This is a genomic window from Virgibacillus oceani, assembly GCF_041521345.1.
GTDB classification, from domain to species: Bacteria; Bacillota; Bacilli; order Bacillales; family Amphibacillaceae; genus Virgibacillus_N; species Virgibacillus_N oceani_A.
Window position 1 is genome coordinate 137,813 of sequence record NZ_JBGOHB010000007.1, and the last position, 18,642, is coordinate 156,454.

General features: G+C 34.4%; 17 protein-coding genes. 4 read left to right on the top strand and 13 right to left on the bottom strand.

Features of this window, described 5'->3' with window-relative positions:
• Positions 1 to 923: 923 nt before the first annotated feature.
• On the top strand, positions 924 to 1,139 hold the full coding sequence (locus tag ACDX78_RS07510) for an SMR family transporter (RefSeq protein ID WP_486026682.1): 216 nt from the start codon (positions 924 to 926) through the stop codon (positions 1,137 to 1,139).
• Positions 1,140 to 1,158: 19 nt separating this feature from the next.
• On the opposite strand, the gene ACDX78_RS07515 is transcribed toward ACDX78_RS07510, so the two are convergent.
• The 3 genes from ACDX78_RS07515 to ACDX78_RS07525 all read right to left on the bottom strand — a co-directional run bounded on the left by ACDX78_RS07515 (position 1,159) and on the right by ACDX78_RS07525 (position 2,616).
• Positions 1,159 to 1,593 (bottom strand): hypothetical protein, encoded by a 435-nt coding sequence (locus ACDX78_RS07515; RefSeq protein ID WP_486026647.1) that lies wholly within the window; start codon positions 1,591 to 1,593, stop codon positions 1,159 to 1,161.
• Positions 1,594 to 1,609: 16 nt separating this feature from the next.
• Positions 1,610 to 1,825: a helix-turn-helix domain-containing protein gene (locus ACDX78_RS07520; protein WP_486026649.1), complete on the bottom strand. Its 216-nt coding sequence runs from the start codon at positions 1,823 to 1,825 to the stop codon at positions 1,610 to 1,612.
• 161 nt (positions 1,826 to 1,986) lie between these two features.
• Positions 1,987 to 2,616 (bottom strand): restriction endonuclease, encoded by a 630-nt coding sequence (locus tag ACDX78_RS07525; RefSeq protein WP_486026650.1) that lies wholly within the window; start codon positions 2,614 to 2,616, stop codon positions 1,987 to 1,989.
• A 207-nt stretch (positions 2,617 to 2,823) separates the two neighbouring features.
• Here ACDX78_RS07525 and ACDX78_RS07530 point away from each other — a divergent pair, with 207 nt between their 5' ends.
• The gene (locus tag ACDX78_RS07530) at positions 2,824 to 2,949 is read left to right on the top strand and encodes an FbpB family small basic protein (protein WP_486026651.1); all 126 of its coding nucleotides are present in this window, start codon (positions 2,824 to 2,826) and stop codon (positions 2,947 to 2,949) included.
• Positions 2,950 to 3,702: 753 nt separating this feature from the next.
• Here ACDX78_RS07530 and ACDX78_RS07535 read toward each other — a convergent pair.
• The 8 genes from ACDX78_RS07535 to dapA form a co-directional block, all read right to left on the bottom strand.
• Positions 3,703 to 5,004, bottom strand: a complete 1,302-nt coding sequence (locus ACDX78_RS07535; RefSeq protein ID WP_486026653.1) for a TRAP transporter large permease — start codon at positions 5,002 to 5,004, stop codon at positions 3,703 to 3,705.
• Positions 5,001 to 5,504 carry a TRAP transporter small permease gene (locus ACDX78_RS07540; RefSeq protein ID WP_486026655.1) on the bottom strand — a complete coding sequence of 168 codons (504 nt, stop codon included), beginning with the start codon at positions 5,502 to 5,504 and terminating at the stop codon, positions 5,001 to 5,003. Before ACDX78_RS07540 ends, ACDX78_RS07535 begins: the two co-directional genes overlap by 4 nt.
• Positions 5,505 to 5,619: 115 nt before the next feature.
• The gene (locus tag ACDX78_RS07545; RefSeq protein ID WP_486026657.1) at positions 5,620 to 6,666 is read right to left on the bottom strand and encodes a TRAP transporter substrate-binding protein; all 1,047 of its coding nucleotides are present in this window, start codon (positions 6,664 to 6,666) and stop codon (positions 5,620 to 5,622) included.
• A 16-nt stretch (positions 6,667 to 6,682) separates the two neighbouring features.
• Positions 6,683 to 7,783, bottom strand: coding sequence for a sialidase family protein (locus ACDX78_RS07550; protein ID WP_486026659.1), 1,101 nt, complete (start codon positions 7,781 to 7,783; stop codon positions 6,683 to 6,685).
• Positions 7,784 to 7,803: 20 nt separating this feature from the next.
• Positions 7,804 to 8,796 (bottom strand): 4-hydroxythreonine-4-phosphate dehydrogenase PdxA, encoded by a 993-nt coding sequence (gene pdxA, locus ACDX78_RS07555; protein WP_486026660.1) that lies wholly within the window; start codon positions 8,794 to 8,796, stop codon positions 7,804 to 7,806.
• A gap of 20 nt (positions 8,797 to 8,816) precedes the next feature.
• A complete protein-coding gene (locus tag ACDX78_RS07560; protein ID WP_486026661.1) occupies positions 8,817 to 10,103 on the bottom strand; it encodes a four-carbon acid sugar kinase family protein in 1,287 nt (428 codons plus the stop codon).
• Positions 10,104 to 10,119: 16 nt separating this feature from the next.
• On the bottom strand, positions 10,120 to 11,286 hold the full coding sequence (locus ACDX78_RS07565; RefSeq protein ID WP_486026663.1) for an iron-containing alcohol dehydrogenase: 1,167 nt from the start codon (positions 11,284 to 11,286) through the stop codon (positions 10,120 to 10,122).
• A gap of 30 nt (positions 11,287 to 11,316) precedes the next feature.
• The gene (gene dapA / locus ACDX78_RS07570; RefSeq protein ID WP_486026665.1) at positions 11,317 to 12,192 is read right to left on the bottom strand and encodes a 4-hydroxy-tetrahydrodipicolinate synthase; all 876 of its coding nucleotides are present in this window, start codon (positions 12,190 to 12,192) and stop codon (positions 11,317 to 11,319) included.
• A gap of 278 nt (positions 12,193 to 12,470) precedes the next feature.
• Here dapA and ACDX78_RS07575 point away from each other — a divergent pair, with 278 nt between their 5' ends.
• Positions 12,471 to 14,246, top strand: a complete 1,776-nt coding sequence (locus tag ACDX78_RS07575) for a PrpR N-terminal domain-containing protein (RefSeq protein ID WP_486026667.1) — start codon at positions 12,471 to 12,473, stop codon at positions 14,244 to 14,246.
• A gap of 113 nt (positions 14,247 to 14,359) precedes the next feature.
• Here ACDX78_RS07575 and ACDX78_RS07580 read toward each other — a convergent pair whose 3' ends face one another.
• Together ACDX78_RS07580 and ACDX78_RS07585 are read right to left on the bottom strand one after the other, a co-directional pair.
• Positions 14,360 to 15,781 carry a YfcC family protein gene (locus tag ACDX78_RS07580; RefSeq protein ID WP_486026668.1) on the bottom strand — a complete coding sequence of 474 codons (1,422 nt, stop codon included), beginning with the start codon at positions 15,779 to 15,781 and terminating at the stop codon, positions 14,360 to 14,362.
• On the bottom strand, positions 15,765 to 16,982 hold the full coding sequence (locus ACDX78_RS07585) for a M20 family metallopeptidase (RefSeq protein WP_486026670.1): 1,218 nt from the start codon (positions 16,980 to 16,982) through the stop codon (positions 15,765 to 15,767). Before ACDX78_RS07585 ends, ACDX78_RS07580 begins: the two co-directional genes overlap by 17 nt.
• An 869-nt stretch (positions 16,983 to 17,851) precedes the next feature.
• Between ACDX78_RS07585 and ACDX78_RS07590 the strand changes: the two genes are divergently transcribed.
• Positions 17,852 to 17,977 (top strand): FbpB family small basic protein, encoded by a 126-nt coding sequence (locus ACDX78_RS07590; protein WP_486026672.1) that lies wholly within the window; start codon positions 17,852 to 17,854, stop codon positions 17,975 to 17,977.
• Positions 17,978 to 18,642 lie beyond the last annotated feature (665 nt).

Sequence of the window (18,642 nt, forward strand, 5' to 3'; positions counted from 1 at the left end):
TGTACCTCCTGAATTTTGGTCGTTTTTTTACTATGATTCGAAACAGTGCTTCATAGAAGCTTTTCTTTCCCTAAAAAATAGATTTTAGCACCTCCTTATAATATTTAGTTTGTTAAGATAGAATTTAATGTTTTAAATTCATTTTACATTTGATACATTAACACAGTTAAATTAAATGTCAAATTTGCCTCCTGCTTGTAATATTTTTATGTACGACCAATACATCATATATATAATATTTCTTGGTTTGGGATAATTAATCCTAATTTTAAGTTTTTAAGATTAAAAGCCTAGAAAAGATAACTATTTTAGCGGGATATATAAAATAGAATTAAAGAACTTATGGGAAGATCACTATAAGGCAATGTCATCCCAAAATTTAAATACCTTTCATTTAATAAAGTGTTCAGTTTGGTTTTACATACAAGACGATCGAGATCATATGAGAACAACTTACGTTTTGGATACTGGCCCCCTTGTAATTGGATTAATCTGGAAAATATTTGCTAGATTATTAAAGGGAAGAAAGACCCTAATCAATGATATCATTACATGTTTTCCTCTATATAAAATCACCTCTTAAACAATCTCATGTACACAACTAATTCGATAAAATTAACTAAACTGCTTTCCCGCAGGAGCTTTGCCATTATTTCATCATTATCTTGCCAACTGTTTTGAAAAGGGAAAGCAACCATTACCTTCCACTCAGAAAAAGTTCTCCATTCTCACCTTATTCGTAATTAATCATGTGTTATAAAAAGATATAAAATGATTTGATGGCTTTATTGCTTATTTATCGTTATGATATTAGTCGTCAAGGTTTTAAGACTTATATAACAAAAAGGAGACTCGTTCATCGGTTGGATATATGTTCTTTGGGCTGCGATTATCGTGGCTCAAAATACGCTGACAACTTTTGGATGTGGACGGGAACGATCATCGCTATCGTTTTAAGTTTCTACTTTATTATAAAAGCATGCGAAGTGCTTCCATCCGATTCTGTATATGCTACATTTACAGGTTCCGGGGCTCAGCAATTGCTATCATTGACTTCACCTTATTGGGAGAAACTTTTATATTGGCAAAAGGATTGTATATCTTACTTATTATTATCGGTGTCGTTGGAATTCAGTTAACTACAGGGGAAGGTGAGGGCTAAAATGGCATGGTTTTATTTAATAATCGCAAGTTTTGGAGAAATTTTTGGCGTTGGTACTTATTTACTTCCTCAAATGGAGCTTGAAAAGAGTTGTCACATGGGGCATTATATTGATCCTGACTTTGGCAGCCTTTCATTTGATTCATTTTCCCGTTCACGGAAACCATTTGATAGACAGGTGCCCTGCTCTTATTTCCTTTATAATAAACAATTAAATCATGTTCCTGAAGCTGTTTACGCGCGGTAATAAGATTATTTTTGGTTAAGCCAGTCAATTGGTAGATCACCGTATTATTGGCATTAAATTTCGTTTTCCATCCGGCCATATTATTGATGGACATTAATGTATGCCATAATAAAATCGATCCACTAGATAATTTGTGCAACAGCAGCCAATTCCTAAACGCATTCAATTCTTTCATATAATTCATTCAACCTACATCCCCTTTATTCATTTTCTTTGTTTACTTGTGCCGGCATATCGTAATAACCCTGCAGTTCCTGCTCCCGAATCCAGGCATCCACAATGTCAGGCGAAAAAAGAATCTTCCCGCGAATCCGGTAATGTGGTATCTCACCCTGACGCACCATCTTGTAGACAGTGTCTTTGTGGACACCGAGGTAGGCAGCCATTTCCTTTACGGTCATTGATTTTCTTTCCATGAAAAAAACCTCCTTTTTTGTTCTTTCAGTAATACAATCGAAAGAGAAGGAGGGTTGGTGGCATTTTAGGTTGGATTGTTTTGAATTAATTTGGCAGAGGATGATAGGCAGTGATAATTTCCTGCCTAAGAAGCCCAAGCAGCTCCAAGAGAATGTAACTCCTAAACGATTTCCAATATACCATCAAAGTGTTTATCTTCATTTTCCTCTTTTGTTATTTCTTCAATTAATCGAATCAATCTATGTCCGTCAATCAATTCTATCGATTTATCCAATATATAGGAACTTGCCTGAGCAGTAAATTCTCCTGTTGTAATAAAATAGCCCTTGTCCGCTTTGCAATCGATAATCGCACTATGAAACTTTTGAATTTGAGGGCGGATAGCTTTTAATTTAATAAGACGTTTACATTCAACGAGACCAAAAAAATTCTCTTTATAAACAAATATGTCTTTTCCTCCGTCACCGGTTGGATTGGTCACGTGGGCATCGTATTTCAATTGTTTGAATAGCTCACTTATATAGTGTTCAAATTTTCTTGGATTCATTTTCTTTAAATTATCTAAGTTTCCCTGTCTTTTAATTTCCAACTTTCTTCTCTCGGCTTCTTCTAACTTCCGTTGCTGTGCTGCATATTTTTTATAAGAAATTAACCCGATGATACCTACAAGGATTAATTCCCACGTAAACATGGATAATGTAGTTGACCAGTCAACAAGTTTCACAACTGAAAAACTTATTATTATTATAAAAATCAAATTGACATTTCTTCTTTTTACTCGCCTGCCCACGGATATCACCTCTCCATCAGCATGTCCTAATATTGCCTGTAAGATGATAATGCTAGCAAGAACGGCAAGCCATCGTATAATAAATCAAGAGCAACTCTTTTAAATATACACAAAAGAGGAATTTTCACATATTTGTCATAATTGTGTTGTTCATTCAAGTGATTTTGTAGTATAATTGAAATAGTCTGACGAAGGAAGTGAAAATTAATGCTAGGACAACACAGAAATATGGAAGAACTTATTGAACAAAATAAACAGGCTTTGCTCGAGGACAAAGAAGCATTGGATGAAATCGAGCGAAAAATGGAAGAAAAATATTCGAAGGAACATTAATCATTAAAGCTCAGCAGGAGTGTGATTCTGCTGAGCTTTGTTGTATGTATGATAAAATGCTTTGTATATAACTTTCAAAATCTCATTTGTTATTTCTCATGATCTGTTATTTTAAATAGTTACGCCTTTCTTAATATTCGAACACCCCCCCATACTTTTACACAGTAACATCAGGACTCAACTTATATTTTCGCTTAAATCTGTAAAATTTAATTAAGAACATTTCGAATATAGTTCTATTTGAAAATACCTAAATCCCAACATATCACCAAAAAAAGCTTTAAAACAAAACATCATGCTTTTTGGGAGCGATCATTTTATTACAGACTAATAAAAAATGAAGCTCGAAGTCATGCTTGTTTGTATGCAACTATTATTATACAGGAGATTATTCTATAGTGGCTCTCCAATTCGCCAAAGGTGGCTCTTTTCCCTCAACTAGTAACAATCGAAATATTCTAGACACCACTAAACTTGATCGGTTCGCCAACTCTAAGCAGTATAAACCATTTGAATAGAATTATCCATCAATTTTCTTCTTAATGTACCTGTGTATGGAATACAGTCCTTCCTCTGCCTTATTGTTGCTGCTCCATCTGTAGTATAAGGTGGCACCCTAGAATAAATATTCATCGATAATAAACGCTCTGTTCTTCTGGTACAATGATTTCCTTAATACTGGAGTCAAATATGGATTGGTTTTTTCAATCCAAAGTGGTAGTCAGACATTACTATTAAATTTTTGTACACTACTTATTCCATAAACAAATTAGGTAGAAATGTCACAATTTGAGGAATAAAGATAATCATTAAAATTGATATCATATAAATCAATACAAAAATAAGGATTTCTTTCATCATACGAATCATGTTAGTTCCAGCAATTTTAGAGGCCAATAAAGCCGATAAACCATATGGTGGTGTTACGGTACCTAGACGAATTGACATTACAGTAACTATTCCTGCAACAACTGGATCAATACCTAACCCTTGAATAACAGGCACTGATAAAGGAACAAATATTAACATGGCAGAGTTAGGTTCCATAAATGTACCTAAAAAAACATATAGAAACATAATTAAAATTAAAAACATGATTGGACTAAAATCATTCTCTATCAAAAAATTGACTGCTGGATCTAATGCTCTATAGTAAGAAAGCACCCAGGACATTAAAGCAGCGGCTGCAATAAGAATATAGATAACAGCAGAGTCAATAACGGCTCTCCTAGTAACTTGTATGTAATCCTTTAAACTTCTTTGTTTTTTTATGAAAAACGCTACTACAAATACATATACCACTGCAATACTAGCTGCTTCAGTTGCAGTAAATACACCAGACATTATACCTACAATCACGACAAAAAATAAACTTAGCGGAAATATACTTTTCTTTAACGCTACTGATTTAGACAATTTTTGATCATTAGGTAAGCCAATTAATTCATTTTCTATATCTCCTACATCATGTTTTTTCGCATAAAAATAGGCGTAAACCATCTGGGTTAGACCTATTAATATTCCGGGTATGACGCCTGCAATAAATAGTGAAGCTACTGAAGTTTGAGCCAAGGCTCCATAAACTATTAATAAAATACTTGGTGGAATAATAGAGCCGATAGCAGATGAAGCAGCAGTAACTGTCGCTGCAAACTCTTTACTGTAACCAGCTTTTATCATTGCTGGTATTAAAATTCTTCCTAAAGAAGCTACGTCCGCCACAGAGGAACCTGAAATAGCACCAAAAAAAATACTGGTTACTATATTCATATGTGCCAGACTGCCTTTCAATTTTCCTACCAAAGCTTTAGAAATATAAATTAAATCATCAGTAACCTTTGTTAAATTTAATAAGCCACCACAAAGTATAAAAAGTGGAATAGCTAATAGAGTAAAACTCGAAAATGATTCAATCATAATTGAACTAACCTGGGTTATACTTACCAGCGGCTCAAATAGCAATGGAATTATCGAAGCAATTATAATACTAAAAGCTACAGGGACCCCCATTAGCAAGCATAATAAAAATATTAATAGAATCCAGAAAAGAATCATTTTTTCTCAACCTCATTTCTGCCAAACAACTCTCTAATATTCATCAGATGAAATAGTAGCATTAATATTGATCCTACTAAGAAAGATGAATAATAATAAATTAGCGATGGTTGGTTAGATAAAAATCTGATTGGAACAAGCTCTACTCTATTTAATCCTGATTGAAATGCTGCAATCCCTATAAAAATAAGTATAACTATACCAATTAAAGTAATTAAATGCACTAATTTTAATCTTAATTTATTTAGTCGTTTACTTATATACTCAGAAAATATATCTATATCTAAATGTTGCTTTTCTTTAACTGCTAAAGCTGATCCTATAAAAACCATCCATATCAATGAAAAATTTCTGATTACTTCTAGTTCGGGTATAGATATTGAAAATACATATCTTGTAATTACCCCCACAAAAAGCGTGACAGCTAAAAGAATCATCATAAATACACTAATAATAGTTGCAACTTTTGTTATAGCAGTAATTACTTTTTTAATAAACACTTCATTCACCCCCATCAATGTAAAATTGAACACTTCACTACTGGAGTTTAGTAAATTTGATGTTGATATCTAACTTAGTATAACCCAGCAGAAAGTGTTCAATAGCTAATCATAGTTATTCGAAAACATCCTCAACAATATCAACAACATCATGTTCCTCTGCTAATTCCATTAACTGAATTCTAGATCTTTCAATAAAACCATCTACTTCAACATCAGTAAATGTAATTCCGAAATCTTCTTCAAGAATACGCATATCTTCTTCAGCTTTTTCAAATGCTATTTTGATATATTCTGGTTGTACTATTTCAGCTGCATTTGCAATTGCTTCTTTATGACTTTCACTTAATTGATCGTAGCGATCGTTATTCATGACAACAAAACCTAATGTTAAGTCATGTTGAGTTCTTGCTACATAATCTCCGACTTCTCCAAATCTATTATGAATCATGGAGTCTAAGCTATTCTGCGTCCCCTCTGCTACACCAGTTTGCAGTCCTGAATATACTTCTTCAAAATCAATACTTACTGGATTTGCCCCTAAATTTTCCCACCATTCTAATTCAGTTGCACCAGTTCCGCTACGCATTTCTCTCCCCTTTAAATCATCAACAGTTTCAATTGGGAAAGTGCTCATGATGTTTCGTTCAATTCCGCCAATATACATTAAGGTCTTTAATCCTGGACTATCTAACAGTCCATCTTCAAAGTACGACAGATCATCCTCAGAGTTCACTACTGATTCAAAATGCTCTTGATCCTTGAATAAATAGTAACTACTTAAAACCTCAAATGTGGGTTGGTGTTCCGCAAACCAGCCTGTATCAGAATAGATAAAATCAATATCTCCGGAGATTACTGATTGATATATACTTGAAGCATTTCCAAGCGTTCCATCAAAGTGAACTTCCACTTCAATCTCTCCATTACTTTGATTTTCTATCTCATCCGCAAATGCTTGTAATGCTTCACCTAGCAAGGTGTCTTGAGGGTTAATTGTAGCTGCCACCAAATTTACTGTATCACCTTCTCCATTACCATCTGAACTTGCACCGGATTCATCACTGTCTCCACAGGCTGTTGCTACTGTTAAAATAATAAACAAGCTAAAGAACAAACTGACACTTTTTTTTCTGAACAAATTAGATTTAATTGAAAGCATGTTTTTTCCTCCTTTTTTAATTTTTAATTTCTTCTTCAGTAATAATTATATGTTTTATGAACTGTCTTAAATAAGTAAATGTGATATGAATACTACCATCCCTGAGTTGTTTGATAGATGGATAGGAAAACTCCGGTTTATCTACTGATACATCATTTTTAACAATAAGATCTCTTTTATATTTCCACGTTTTACCATCATCTTCGGAGATTGCTATGGATAATGGATTCCGTTCAACTCCCCAAATAGACTCATGTTTTGTTAAATTTTTGTCTAAGCCAACTTGATCCATATCACTCTTTTCAAACCAAGGTGGTCTGTTTTCAATTGGCGGAGCAACTTCTGCATTTACGTTATTGAAAACAATAGCTATGTCACCATTATTTAACTTAGTAGCTTGAACAGATGAGTTGTTATTCATTAACTCTGTTTTTTCTGGTTCAAACCAATTTTTTCCTCCATCTCTAGATATCGTTTTATAAATATAATCCGATTTCCTACTTCTAAAAAACCCTATTAATTCCCTACTTGCCCCTAGAACAATTGACATATGAACTAAACCTTTACTGTTACTAACTTCATGTTCTTCCCAATTTTTTCCGTGGTCAGTTGATATTTTTACAACACTGAAATCATTTCCTAAAAATCCCTTACTTGATTTAATACTATAATAGGCTGGCAAGACTATAGTATTGTCTTCTAATATGATAGGTTTGTTTCTTACAAATGTACCTGGCTTATCAAACAGCGTTCTTATTTCACTCCATGTATGACCTTGATCTTTTGATACTCTATAACGGACTATAGATGATTCTTGATGTACATTATTTTGGGCAGTATAGATTAACCATAATTCTCCGTTCGTGTTATTAAATAGAATTGGATTCTGCTCAGACCTTTCTCTATCATTAGATAGAACAGTAGGAGAGCTCCATTCTATTTCTCCTTTCTTTAGTCTTGAACACATAATCGAAATATCTGGTTTTCCCTCTCTTGAACCAGAAAACCATACACACAGCAGGTCTCCATTCTTCAAAAGATGTATGTTTGATGCATGATTATGTGGGTGCATAGTAGGGATATTAGCTTCATGTTTAAACGACTTCAATTTTGTCATTTATTCCTGCTCCTTTTTATTTATTTGGGAACTAATTCAACAGCAGCTTCTATTGCAGCTATCATACTTCTGCTATCTGCAATATTCTTACCTGCAATATCAAAAGCTGTGCCATGATCAACTGAAGTTCGAATAACTCCATGGTTTAATCCGACAGTAATATTCACACCTTCTTCTAATCCTAGTAATTTTATAGGAATATGGCCTTGATCATGGTAACAAGCAATAACTATATCAAACTCACCCCGGAAAGCACGAAAAAATAATGTGTCAGCGGCATGTGGACCAGAAACATCTATACCTTCTGCTTGGGCTCTCTCAATAGCAGGTATTAATTTTTCTTCTTCCTCGCTTTCACCAAATAAACCATTCTCCCCTGCATGTGGGTTAATGCCACAAACCGCTATTTTTGGTTTTTTGTTACCAGCAGACTTTAAAACTCTGTCTGCTAAATGAATTATCGTCTCCGTGCGCTTAGGAGTAATTAAATCAATGGCTTCTTTTATACCTACATGTGTAGTTAAATGAATGACTTTTAAATTTGGTGAACTTAACATCATAGAGTATTCACTAGTTTCTGTAAGGTCTGCTAGAATTTCTGTATGCCCGGGATAAGAATGCCCTCCTTTAGCCAATGCTGCTTTATTTAAAGGAGCTGTGCAAATTGCTTGAATTTCCCCCTTTTTCGTTAAGTCTACAGCTTTATATATATATTGATATGCAGCATTTCCAGCACGTGGGGAGATTTTGCCAAATTCGATATCATCCGTAAATAAATTAAGATCCAAACAGTCTATTGTACCGTATATAAACTTAGCTTCTTCCACATTTTCAATAGAATGAAAACCCAAGCCGGAATTTATAATTTTTTCATGTTTTTCTAATATACTTACATCTCCGATTACAATAGGGTGGCATAAACTATAAACCTTTTCATTACTTAATGCTTTTATAATGATTTCTGGTCCTATCCCTGCAACATCTCCCATAGTAATCCCTATTATTGGTCTCATAAAATCCTCCTTTCTAACTGTTAATTCCTAATTTTCTTTCTTTGATTATTAAAAAAGTGAAATGCTTTCGTCATTACCTCTATCGTGCCGAAATTTCCTGCCTTTGTTATTGTGTTTAATAAGGAAGAGTTATTAGCTTTCCCTATAGGTACTCCTAACTCTAATTGCCCAACCAATCGATAGCTTTCTATCCCTAATTTGACAAAAACTTGCTGCGCTGTGTCACCGCCAGTCAAAAATAGATTTTTAATATTATTTTCCTTTATTACCTCTATAGTTAGATCCCCTAGTTCATTTGATATTTCATTACTAATTTCAATTGCTGATATGCCCTTTTCTAAACCAATTGCTTTAGTGCTTTCTACATTGCTTGAAGAACATAATGCAACACTGTTATTTTTCTTTAATGCTAATTTAATTACTGAAAATATTCTTTTCAGCTCGTGCTCCTTAGCAGCTCCTCCTTTTATTATTTCTACCGCATCCATTTCAACCCTGACTACATCCGTATTATTAATAAGGTGATTTAACTGCATTCGCCCAGTTCTACTAATACTCCCTATTACAAATAGAGCAGGCGAATTACTAACCGATAGTTCATTTTTACCTTTCATCATTTTGTATCCATATTTTTCTGGCAAGTAATTAATTAAACCAGCTGAACCACATAAAACGATTGAATATTTCTCATCAAGTATATTCAATATCCTCTTCAAATCCTCTTCTACAGTTGCATCAATTGTAATATAGTTAATTCCTTGTTTTTTCCAATTTGCTAAAAGATTTAAAAGAAATTCGTCACCTTTTCTCAACTTCTCATAACTTATATGTTTCACCTGCTTGCCAGAAGCACGATGAATCATCTTCGATATATTTGCTTCATATACAGGTGTTTTGGGATCTTTTGATACCTCTGTTTCACTTAACTCTATTCCATTAAGATAATGTACTCCGTTTCTTACAACTCTCCCATTGTTGGGGTGTGCAGGTGTAATAAATACAAAGTCAGGTGAAAATTCATCATATAATGCATTAAGTTCACTACCAATATTTCCTCGCATTGTGGAATCTATTTTTTTGTAGATAATATCAAATTGTTCATTCTTAATTTCTTGGCATACCTCTTTAACCTTTAAATACGCTTCCTTTTCTTCCATTGATCTGCTATCTGTATTATATATAATTGCATCGGCATTAAACCTATTTTGATTTTGAATGGCAACTGATACCTTTATATCATAATTTACTAGCTGAGCCCCTGTGTCACATGCTCCTGTTAAATCATCGGCAATGATTGCAATTTTCATTTATAAACCTTCTTTATCATACTAACAATTTTCTATAAATATTTTCTATATCATTTAAGTACATTTCTTTAGGGTTATTATTTAACAGGCGTGTCACTTTAGAAGCAGCAATAGAAATATCTTTTAAATCTGATTCAGTTACACCGTATTCAGTTAAATCCTGTGGAATATCCAATACTTTAATCCATTCTTTAATTTTATCAATTACAGCCTTAGCCACCTCTGCCCTGCTAACTTTAACAGTATCAATGTTCATTGCATTCGCTACCGGAGACATTCTGTCAATAATAGCGTCTAAATTAAACGCTGTTACATGTGGCAGCAACATGGAATTTGCTACACCATGCGAGATATTAAACTTCCCACCTAAAGGATATGCCAAAGCATGTACTGCAGCAGTACCGGCACTGGTTAGTGCCATCCCACCGTACATTGAACCTACCAACATTTTTTCTCTAGCAGATAAGTTTGATCCGTTTTGATATGTTTCCACTATACTACTTGAAATTAATCTGATTGATTCTAATGCAAACATATCACTGATTGGGTTGGCTTTGTTGGAAATAAAAGATTCAAAGGAATGCGTAAAAGCGTCCATGCCCGTTGCTGCGGTTATATGTTCTGGTAGGCTTAAAGTCAATTTTGGATCTAAAATAACAAGATCAGGGAGTAAGTATTTACTTACCATCCCTATTTTTAATTCTTCTTTTGGCAATGTAACAATTGCATTCGGGGTAACTTCGGATCCAGTCCCTGAGGTTGATGGAATGAGAGCTGTTGGAATCCCCTTATTCTCAATTAAATTAGCACCTAATTTCTCTTCAACAGAACCTGAATTAGTGAACATAATTGATAGTACTTTTGTTGCATCAAGCACACTTCCTCCACCTAGACCAATTAAAACATCGTATTTATTTTTTGATATACTTTGATATACTTTATTAATGTTCTCTACAGTTGGTTCAGGAAGGATATCAGTCGTTATATCAATGTTAATTTCTTCTGCCTCTAATTGATTTTTTATACTATCTACAAAACCCATTCTTATCATTGATGGCTGAGCTATTATAAGCACTCTTTGAATTTGAACATTTATCACTTTTAAATGTTCGTTAATTTGATTAATTGAATCATTTCCCAAAATAATATGGTTTGCTGTTTGGAATTGATGTATATTGTTCATTATTAATTAAGCCACTCCTTTTCTCGATACCTATAAATATATTTTAAGAATTTCTTTTAACTCATTTATCGTATCACCAGATACTTCTTTTACTGGCAGTCTCGGTGGTCCTACAGGTGTGCCAGCTAACTCCATTAATTTTTTTAATACCGATGGTATAGTACCTAACTGAAAAGTTTCCCTTAGTTCAGATAATTTGCTTTGTTGCTCTCTTGCCTTGTCAAAAGACCCTTCCTCCAAATTTTTATAAATGGAATTCACGATCCCAGGAACAATATTCGCAGTGGCTGCCACAGCCCCTGAAGCACCGGCTTCAAGTGCGTCTAAAATTAAAGAATCTGTTCCACATATAACATTAAATTCCTGATCTAGTGTTGCCTCAATATATCCCTTTATGTTATCCAGATTACCACTACTATCTTTAATCCCTACTATATTAGGAACTTGTGCTAATTCGGCAACCGTTTCTTTATGTAAATTAGTGCCGGTCTTAGAGGGAATATTATATAACATAACAGGTAAAGAAGTTTCTTTTGCTATAGTTTTATAGTGCTCAATCATTTCAGTTTGGTTAGGTACAACAAAATAAGGTGTAATTACCGATAAGGCATCTACTCCGATTTCTTCAACATCTTTGGAAAGTTGTATTACTTCTTTTGTACTATTCCCCCCAACTCCTGCTATAACAGGAATATCCTTATTTACTTCGTTTACAACATATTTAGTAAATGCAATTTTTTCCTTATAATCAAGTAAATGAAATTCACCATTCGTGCCTAGTATAAATAATCCGGCAACATCTGCATCAATCAATTTATTTACTAATTCAGGTACAGCTTGATTATTAACATCTTGGTTATGATCTAACGGTGTGACCATTGCTGGTATTATTCCTTTAAACATCAAATACCCCCTCTGTTTACTTTTGCAACAAAATAATAATAAAAGCGCTTTCTTTACAGATATTATATGATAGAACGTTTCAAAATACAACCATAATTTTAAAATGTATTATTTAAAATATAATTTAAAATGAACAACTAAATAATTTACCTAGTATTAAAAAGGACTAAAAACCTTTATTATCCCCTAGGATACAATAAAATCAACTAAACAATTTCTACAATTAATATAATTTGTTATAATAAATTCATGTGTTTAAATAAGCAACAGGTGGTGGAATGATGAAAGTTGTCGCGATAGTTCCATATAACGGGTTGAAAGAAATCATTCAAACAGTAAAACCAAAAGTAAAAGATATAAATATTGAAATTAAAATTGGAGATCTGGAAAAAGGGGTTAAATTAGCGAAAGAAGCAGAAATGAATGGTGCAAATATTCTAATCAGTCGTGGCGGAACTGCAAAATTAATTAAAAAAAATGTAAAAATACCCGTAATAGAAATAGAGGTATCAGCATATGATCTTTTAAGAGTTTTTACTTTAATAAAGGGCAGTAGTGAAAAAAAAGCTATAGTAGGTTTTAAAAATGTTGTTGAAAGTGCAATGACTATCTCAAATCTTATTGAAATGGAGATATCTTCGTACACAATTGAACATGAGAGTGATGTTACGCCTAAATTAAAGGAGTTACAACGAAATGGGTATCAGATTATAGTCGGAGATACCATTACTGTAAATCGCGCAGAAACACTAGGGCTTAACGGTTTATTATTAACATCCGGAAAAGAAAGTGTACAAAAAGCTTTAGAAGAAGCAGTTAAGTTTGAAAAGATTTTGGTACCAGAACAATATAATCATTTACTGCCAAAAGCTTTGTTGGATCAACAGGATAGGGCTTTAATTGTATTAGACAATGAAGAGAATATTGTCTATAAAAATAAATCAGCTTATAACCTAGGGGATGTTATTAGCCATCAGCAACTTAAAAAGTGGGTAGATGAACTATCAAAAAAGAAAAATATAGAAAGATTATTAGAAAAAAATGGCCAAATACAAGTATTACAAGGTTATTTAATATCATTCAATAATGCTAAACTTAACTGTTTTGAGATCACAATAGAAACGAAACAAGAGAAACTTCAAATTAGCGGATTAAAGATCCTTGATGCATCAAGCAGCAACCCTTTACAAACATTCAATTGGTTTACAGCTCACAATAATATAATGAAAGATGTCATATCAAAGGCAAAAACTTTTACCATTAAAGATGAAAATGTAATAATCTATGGAGAAATAGGTACAGGAAAGGAAAGGCTTGCTAGTTTAATGCATATAGGAAGCAGAAGATCTGATTACCCCATGATGATTATTGATTGTGAGAACATATCATCAGATAATTGGAAGCGAATATTTCAAAGGCCAAACGTTGGTTATGGAATTATTTATAATAATTTAAATGGAACTGTATACCTCAAAAAAGTTGATAAACTATCAATAGAACAACAAAAAGTACTATTAGAGTTTATAGAGAGTGATACACCAAAACCACGTATTATTTCTTCCTCTACTATAAATATTGAGCAACAGATAGTGGAAGGGAACTTTTCACACGAATTAAATCTTATTCTAGGAACATTGAAACTGCGAATACCACCTTTACGCGAGCGAAAAGAAGACTTTGAAACCTTAGTAAAATTATTTATCAACAAATTTAATTTTGAGTATGGTAAAGAAGTGGCCGGAATTCGTCCTGAAGCATTACAAGAATTGCAAAAAAAACCTTGGTTACGAAATATAGATGAATTGATGCAATTTATTAAAGAAGTGATATTAGTATCAAATGGACCATTTATAAACTTAATGGACATTGAAAGAATTTCGGAAGAGCACGAGTTAATTATGCCTACTATTAATTCCATTCCGATAGATAAACCGCTAAAAGATATAGAATTGGCAATCATTAAAAAAGTCTTTAAAGAAGAAAATCATAATTACACACAAACCGCTAAGCGCTTAGGTATCAATCGCACCACATTATGGCGTAAATTGAAAGATTAATTATTATACGGAATTGTAAACTAAATAGTGACGTAGAAGCTGCATAAATTCCCCACTTACACTTTTTAGTTTACAATCCTTTATAAGGCACTTTGTCTTATAGTAGCTTTCTATTAAAATGGTCCAAACTCAATCATACTTGCTATGATTAAGAAAATCATGGCAATCCCCATCCACATCAGAATGAGTGGCCATACCCATTTAGCCCATTTTTCCCAAGGTATGCCTGCGAGTGCCAATCCTGCCATGAAGTAAGCACTTGTAGGGTTAATAACGTTTGTGATACCATCACCAAACTGAAAAGCCACAACCGCTGTTTGTCTGGACATCCCTATTAAATCAGCGACAGGAACCATTACCGGCATAGATGCTGCAGCTTGTCCACTACCTGATGGTATAAAGAAATTAAGTATCATTTGTACAAAAAACATTCCTATAGCTGACATAAACGATGGTAATGCAGATACTGATTCTGCCAAATAATAGACAATAGTATCTAACACCATTCCTTCTTCAAGCACTACGATAATCCCACTTGCTATCCCAATCACAAGGGCTCCAAAAGTTATCCCGGCAGCACCTTTAATAAATTCCTCTGCCGTTTTATTTATACCGAGCCCTCCGACAACGCCTGCAATTATCCCAACAGACAAGAACGCAGCTGATAATTCATGTATATACCAGCCAAGTTGAATAACTCCAAAGGCTATGAACAAGAGACCAATGATGAATACAGTTAACACAATCTTATGCCGTATTGAAAACCCTGCATCTTCGTCAACATCTTCTAAGGCTAGATCTCGTTTTTTATCTAATTCATACATGGGACTTATTGTTGGATCATTTTTAACTCTTTTTGCATAAATCATAATATAGATAGCTGTTGACAAAACCATCGTTGCGAACATTATAATCCTGAATCCCATGCCTGAAAATAATGGAAGTTCTGCAATGCCATGTGCAATACCGACAGTAAATGGATTTAAAAATGCACCTGCAAATCCTGCACCTGCGCCTAATAACACGAGCGATACCCCAGTAATAGAATCAAATCCCATTCGGATTGCCAGCACCACCATAATCGGATAGAATGGAAGCAATTCCTCTGCCAATCCCATGACAGCTCCTGTGAAAGAAAATAATATGATAAATAAAGGAACGGCCCAAATTTCCCTGCCATTCAATTTTTCTATTAAAACGTTAATGCCTCTATCTATGACACCCGTCGATTGAATAATACCAAAAGCTCCACCAACAATAAAAACAAAGAAGATAATGTAGGCGCCGTTTTCCATCCCCTTAGGAACAGCCATTAACATATCAAATAAATTTTGCGGGTTTGCCTCAACGGTACCGTAAGTTGCAGCATCCACCAGCTCACGCCCTGTTTCCGGGTCTTCATACCTGTCAAATTGTCCTGCTGGCAAAACGTACGTTAGAAGACCAGCGAAGACGATAACACCAAATAACAAAACATATGTATGAGGCATTTTAAATCTGCTTTTTTTATCATTTGTTTCATTCGCTTGATTCATCTTTTTTCCTCCCTGTTATATCAAGAGCAACATAAGTATATAACTTAGCAGCATGAAATAACGCTTGTATGTTTATTTTTTCTGTTCCTGAATGAGCATCTTCCAGTAATCCCGGTCCGCAAACAACGGATGTGATTCCACCATTTGCTAGCTGTGCACCGTCGCTCCAGCCTGGAAATACTTGCACATCAGCATTTCGATCAAATAAGTCTGCTATTCCTTTTTCAAGTGCTTTAACGCCCCAATGGTCAAAAGCTGTATCCAATGGCGGTTGATATCCAGTTGCCTCAGTCATTCGACGGACGGAGACATCGAGAGATAAATTTGTTTTTTTCTGTAATTGAATTAAGCTGTTAAACTCTTCAATTATTGATTCCGCTGATTCCTCAGGAAGCCATCTGCGATCAAATTGCAGAATACATTCGTCAGGAACAACATTCGGATTAGATCCCCCACTTATTTTACCTAGATTAAGCGTAGGTGAACCTAATTTCGGATGTACTCTTTTCTCCAATTCCGGCAAAAGGTTCTCCTGCACTAGCCTGATAAATTCCGTAGCATGGTAGACAGCATTAATCCCTGCATCCGGTGTACTGCCATGTGAAGCCTTCCCAATAAATATTAATTCAATCCACTCCAGTCCTTTATGGGCAGGCATTATGTTCAGTTCTGTTGGTTCACCGACAATGGCAAAGTCTGCTTTCAATTCACCAGCATCCGCAATTTGCTTTGCTCCCTGCACCGTTTCTTCTTCATCAATAACGCCAGCAAAGATAACTTCTCCTGACAAATTTGTATGATATTTTTTTAAGGTAACCATTGCGACCATCATGGCTGCTATAGCCCCTTTCATATCAGCTGCTCCTCTACCATATAAGTTATCCCCCTTCCTTTGAGGCTGAAAAGCATTTTCCATCGTATAAGCAGGAACAGTATCGATATGGCCATTAAGCATAACACTTTTATAGGACGCATCGGCCTTTCCTATTCTTGCATAGACGTTTGGCCTGTTTGGCTGTATTTCTTCTATCCATGTTTCAATGTCGTGATCTATAAAAAAATCTCGGATCCAATAAGCCACTGTGCTTTCTCTCTGAACGGATTCTTTATGAGATTCAATTTTTATTAACCTTTCTGTTATATCAGCCACCTCTTCTGGATCTATCTCTTCAACAATATCTTTCATTACATAAGGATCCATCAAAAAACCTCCCCAAGTTTACAAATAGCCTTTTAAATGGCAACGCTATTATTTTGGTATAAAGATGAACACTGAACATAAGATCTAAAACTAAACTCAAAATTCATTGTCGACAATCAGCACGTTGATTTTGATGATTTTAAATATACAGTAAACAATTTAATTTGTCAATTTCTTATAATATTCTACAAATTAAACCAGTATCGTGGTGCGGTTTGCAAATGAAGGGATTTAGGGTATAATATAAGAAGAAAAACATATAATGTGAAAAAGCCGCTAGTGCTCGCAACACTAACGGCATGCAATAGCTTGGATCCCTTCAAGGGGGTCAGCGCAAGTGATAAGAATAATCCACCGGGCTGCTAACTCAAGGGTGGGTTATTTTTTTTGGTTATCTGACAGAGCTAACATTAGGCTTGCAAATGCTATTGCTAACATTAAAGCCTCGAATACTGTCACAGCATCACCCCCTTTTGGGAGTGCGCTGACCACCCTTGAGTTATCCTGAACTATCGCAATATTAAGTATAACATACAATATGCTGCAACGAATCAAAACCTGAAAGAGTTTGAAGAAATCCATGAAAATTTTGATTAAGTCGTCATAATCATTATCTTTCATATATCATCTGTATATCTGCTTGTTACTATTATTGGTGATTTGGGGACAGACCCCTTGGTGTACTATTACCGCCTATATGATGACAAAGCTAGCAAAAACGGCAAGTCATCTCGTTTTAAAATAAATTAAAAGCAACTCTTTTAAATATACACAAAAGAGGAATTTTCACATATTTGTCACAATCACATATTTATTCAAGTTATTTTTATAGTATAATTGAAATAGTCTGACCAAGGAAGTGAATATTAATGCTAGGACAACATAGAAATATGGAAGAACTTATTGAGCAAAATAAACAGGCTTTGCTTGAAGACAAAGATGCATTGAATGATATCGAGCGAAAATTAGAAGAAAAGCATTCGAAGGAACATTAACAATGAAAGCTCAGCAGAGAGCTATTCTGCTGAGCTTTACTATTTGTATTGGTAAAACGATTTGTATATAACTTTAAATCTTATTCCTCATTACTAATGAGTTATGCTGTCCTCACCCTCCCATTTCAAGAATAGTAAACGTGATTGTGAGCTTTTGCCTGTTCATATCATTTACAATATCAGTGTAGCGGGCAGCCACATTGCTGGCACTATTGCACCATTACATTTTTAAAATCCCCAAAACTCTGCATGCTGTTTCATACCCTCATAATCTGGATTCACAATCACATCAAGGAACTCATCGAACATCTTCAGACAGCCACTAGCACCAGCTATACATTATAAGGGTTCTCAACATAAGGTCCAGTCGTGGAGATCCTCGTTAACTGACTTGCCATGTAGGTTGCGGTGTAAGGCGTTGAGACGGATATTTTAGTGCAGAAGAAATATCCGATTCCAAAATAAAAATGACCGGAAACTTGGATATTACTGCACAGGGAATGATGGGGCCAATGATCAACAGCATTCTGAAGTCATTCGTAAGCGTCAAATAAAACACACATAGAATCAGAAAGTCATCCATGCGATAATCTTCTTAGAAATGAATTCAGGAGGTTATGCGATGACTCTAAAAGACAAAAGAATAGAATGGGAAGCGCGGTATG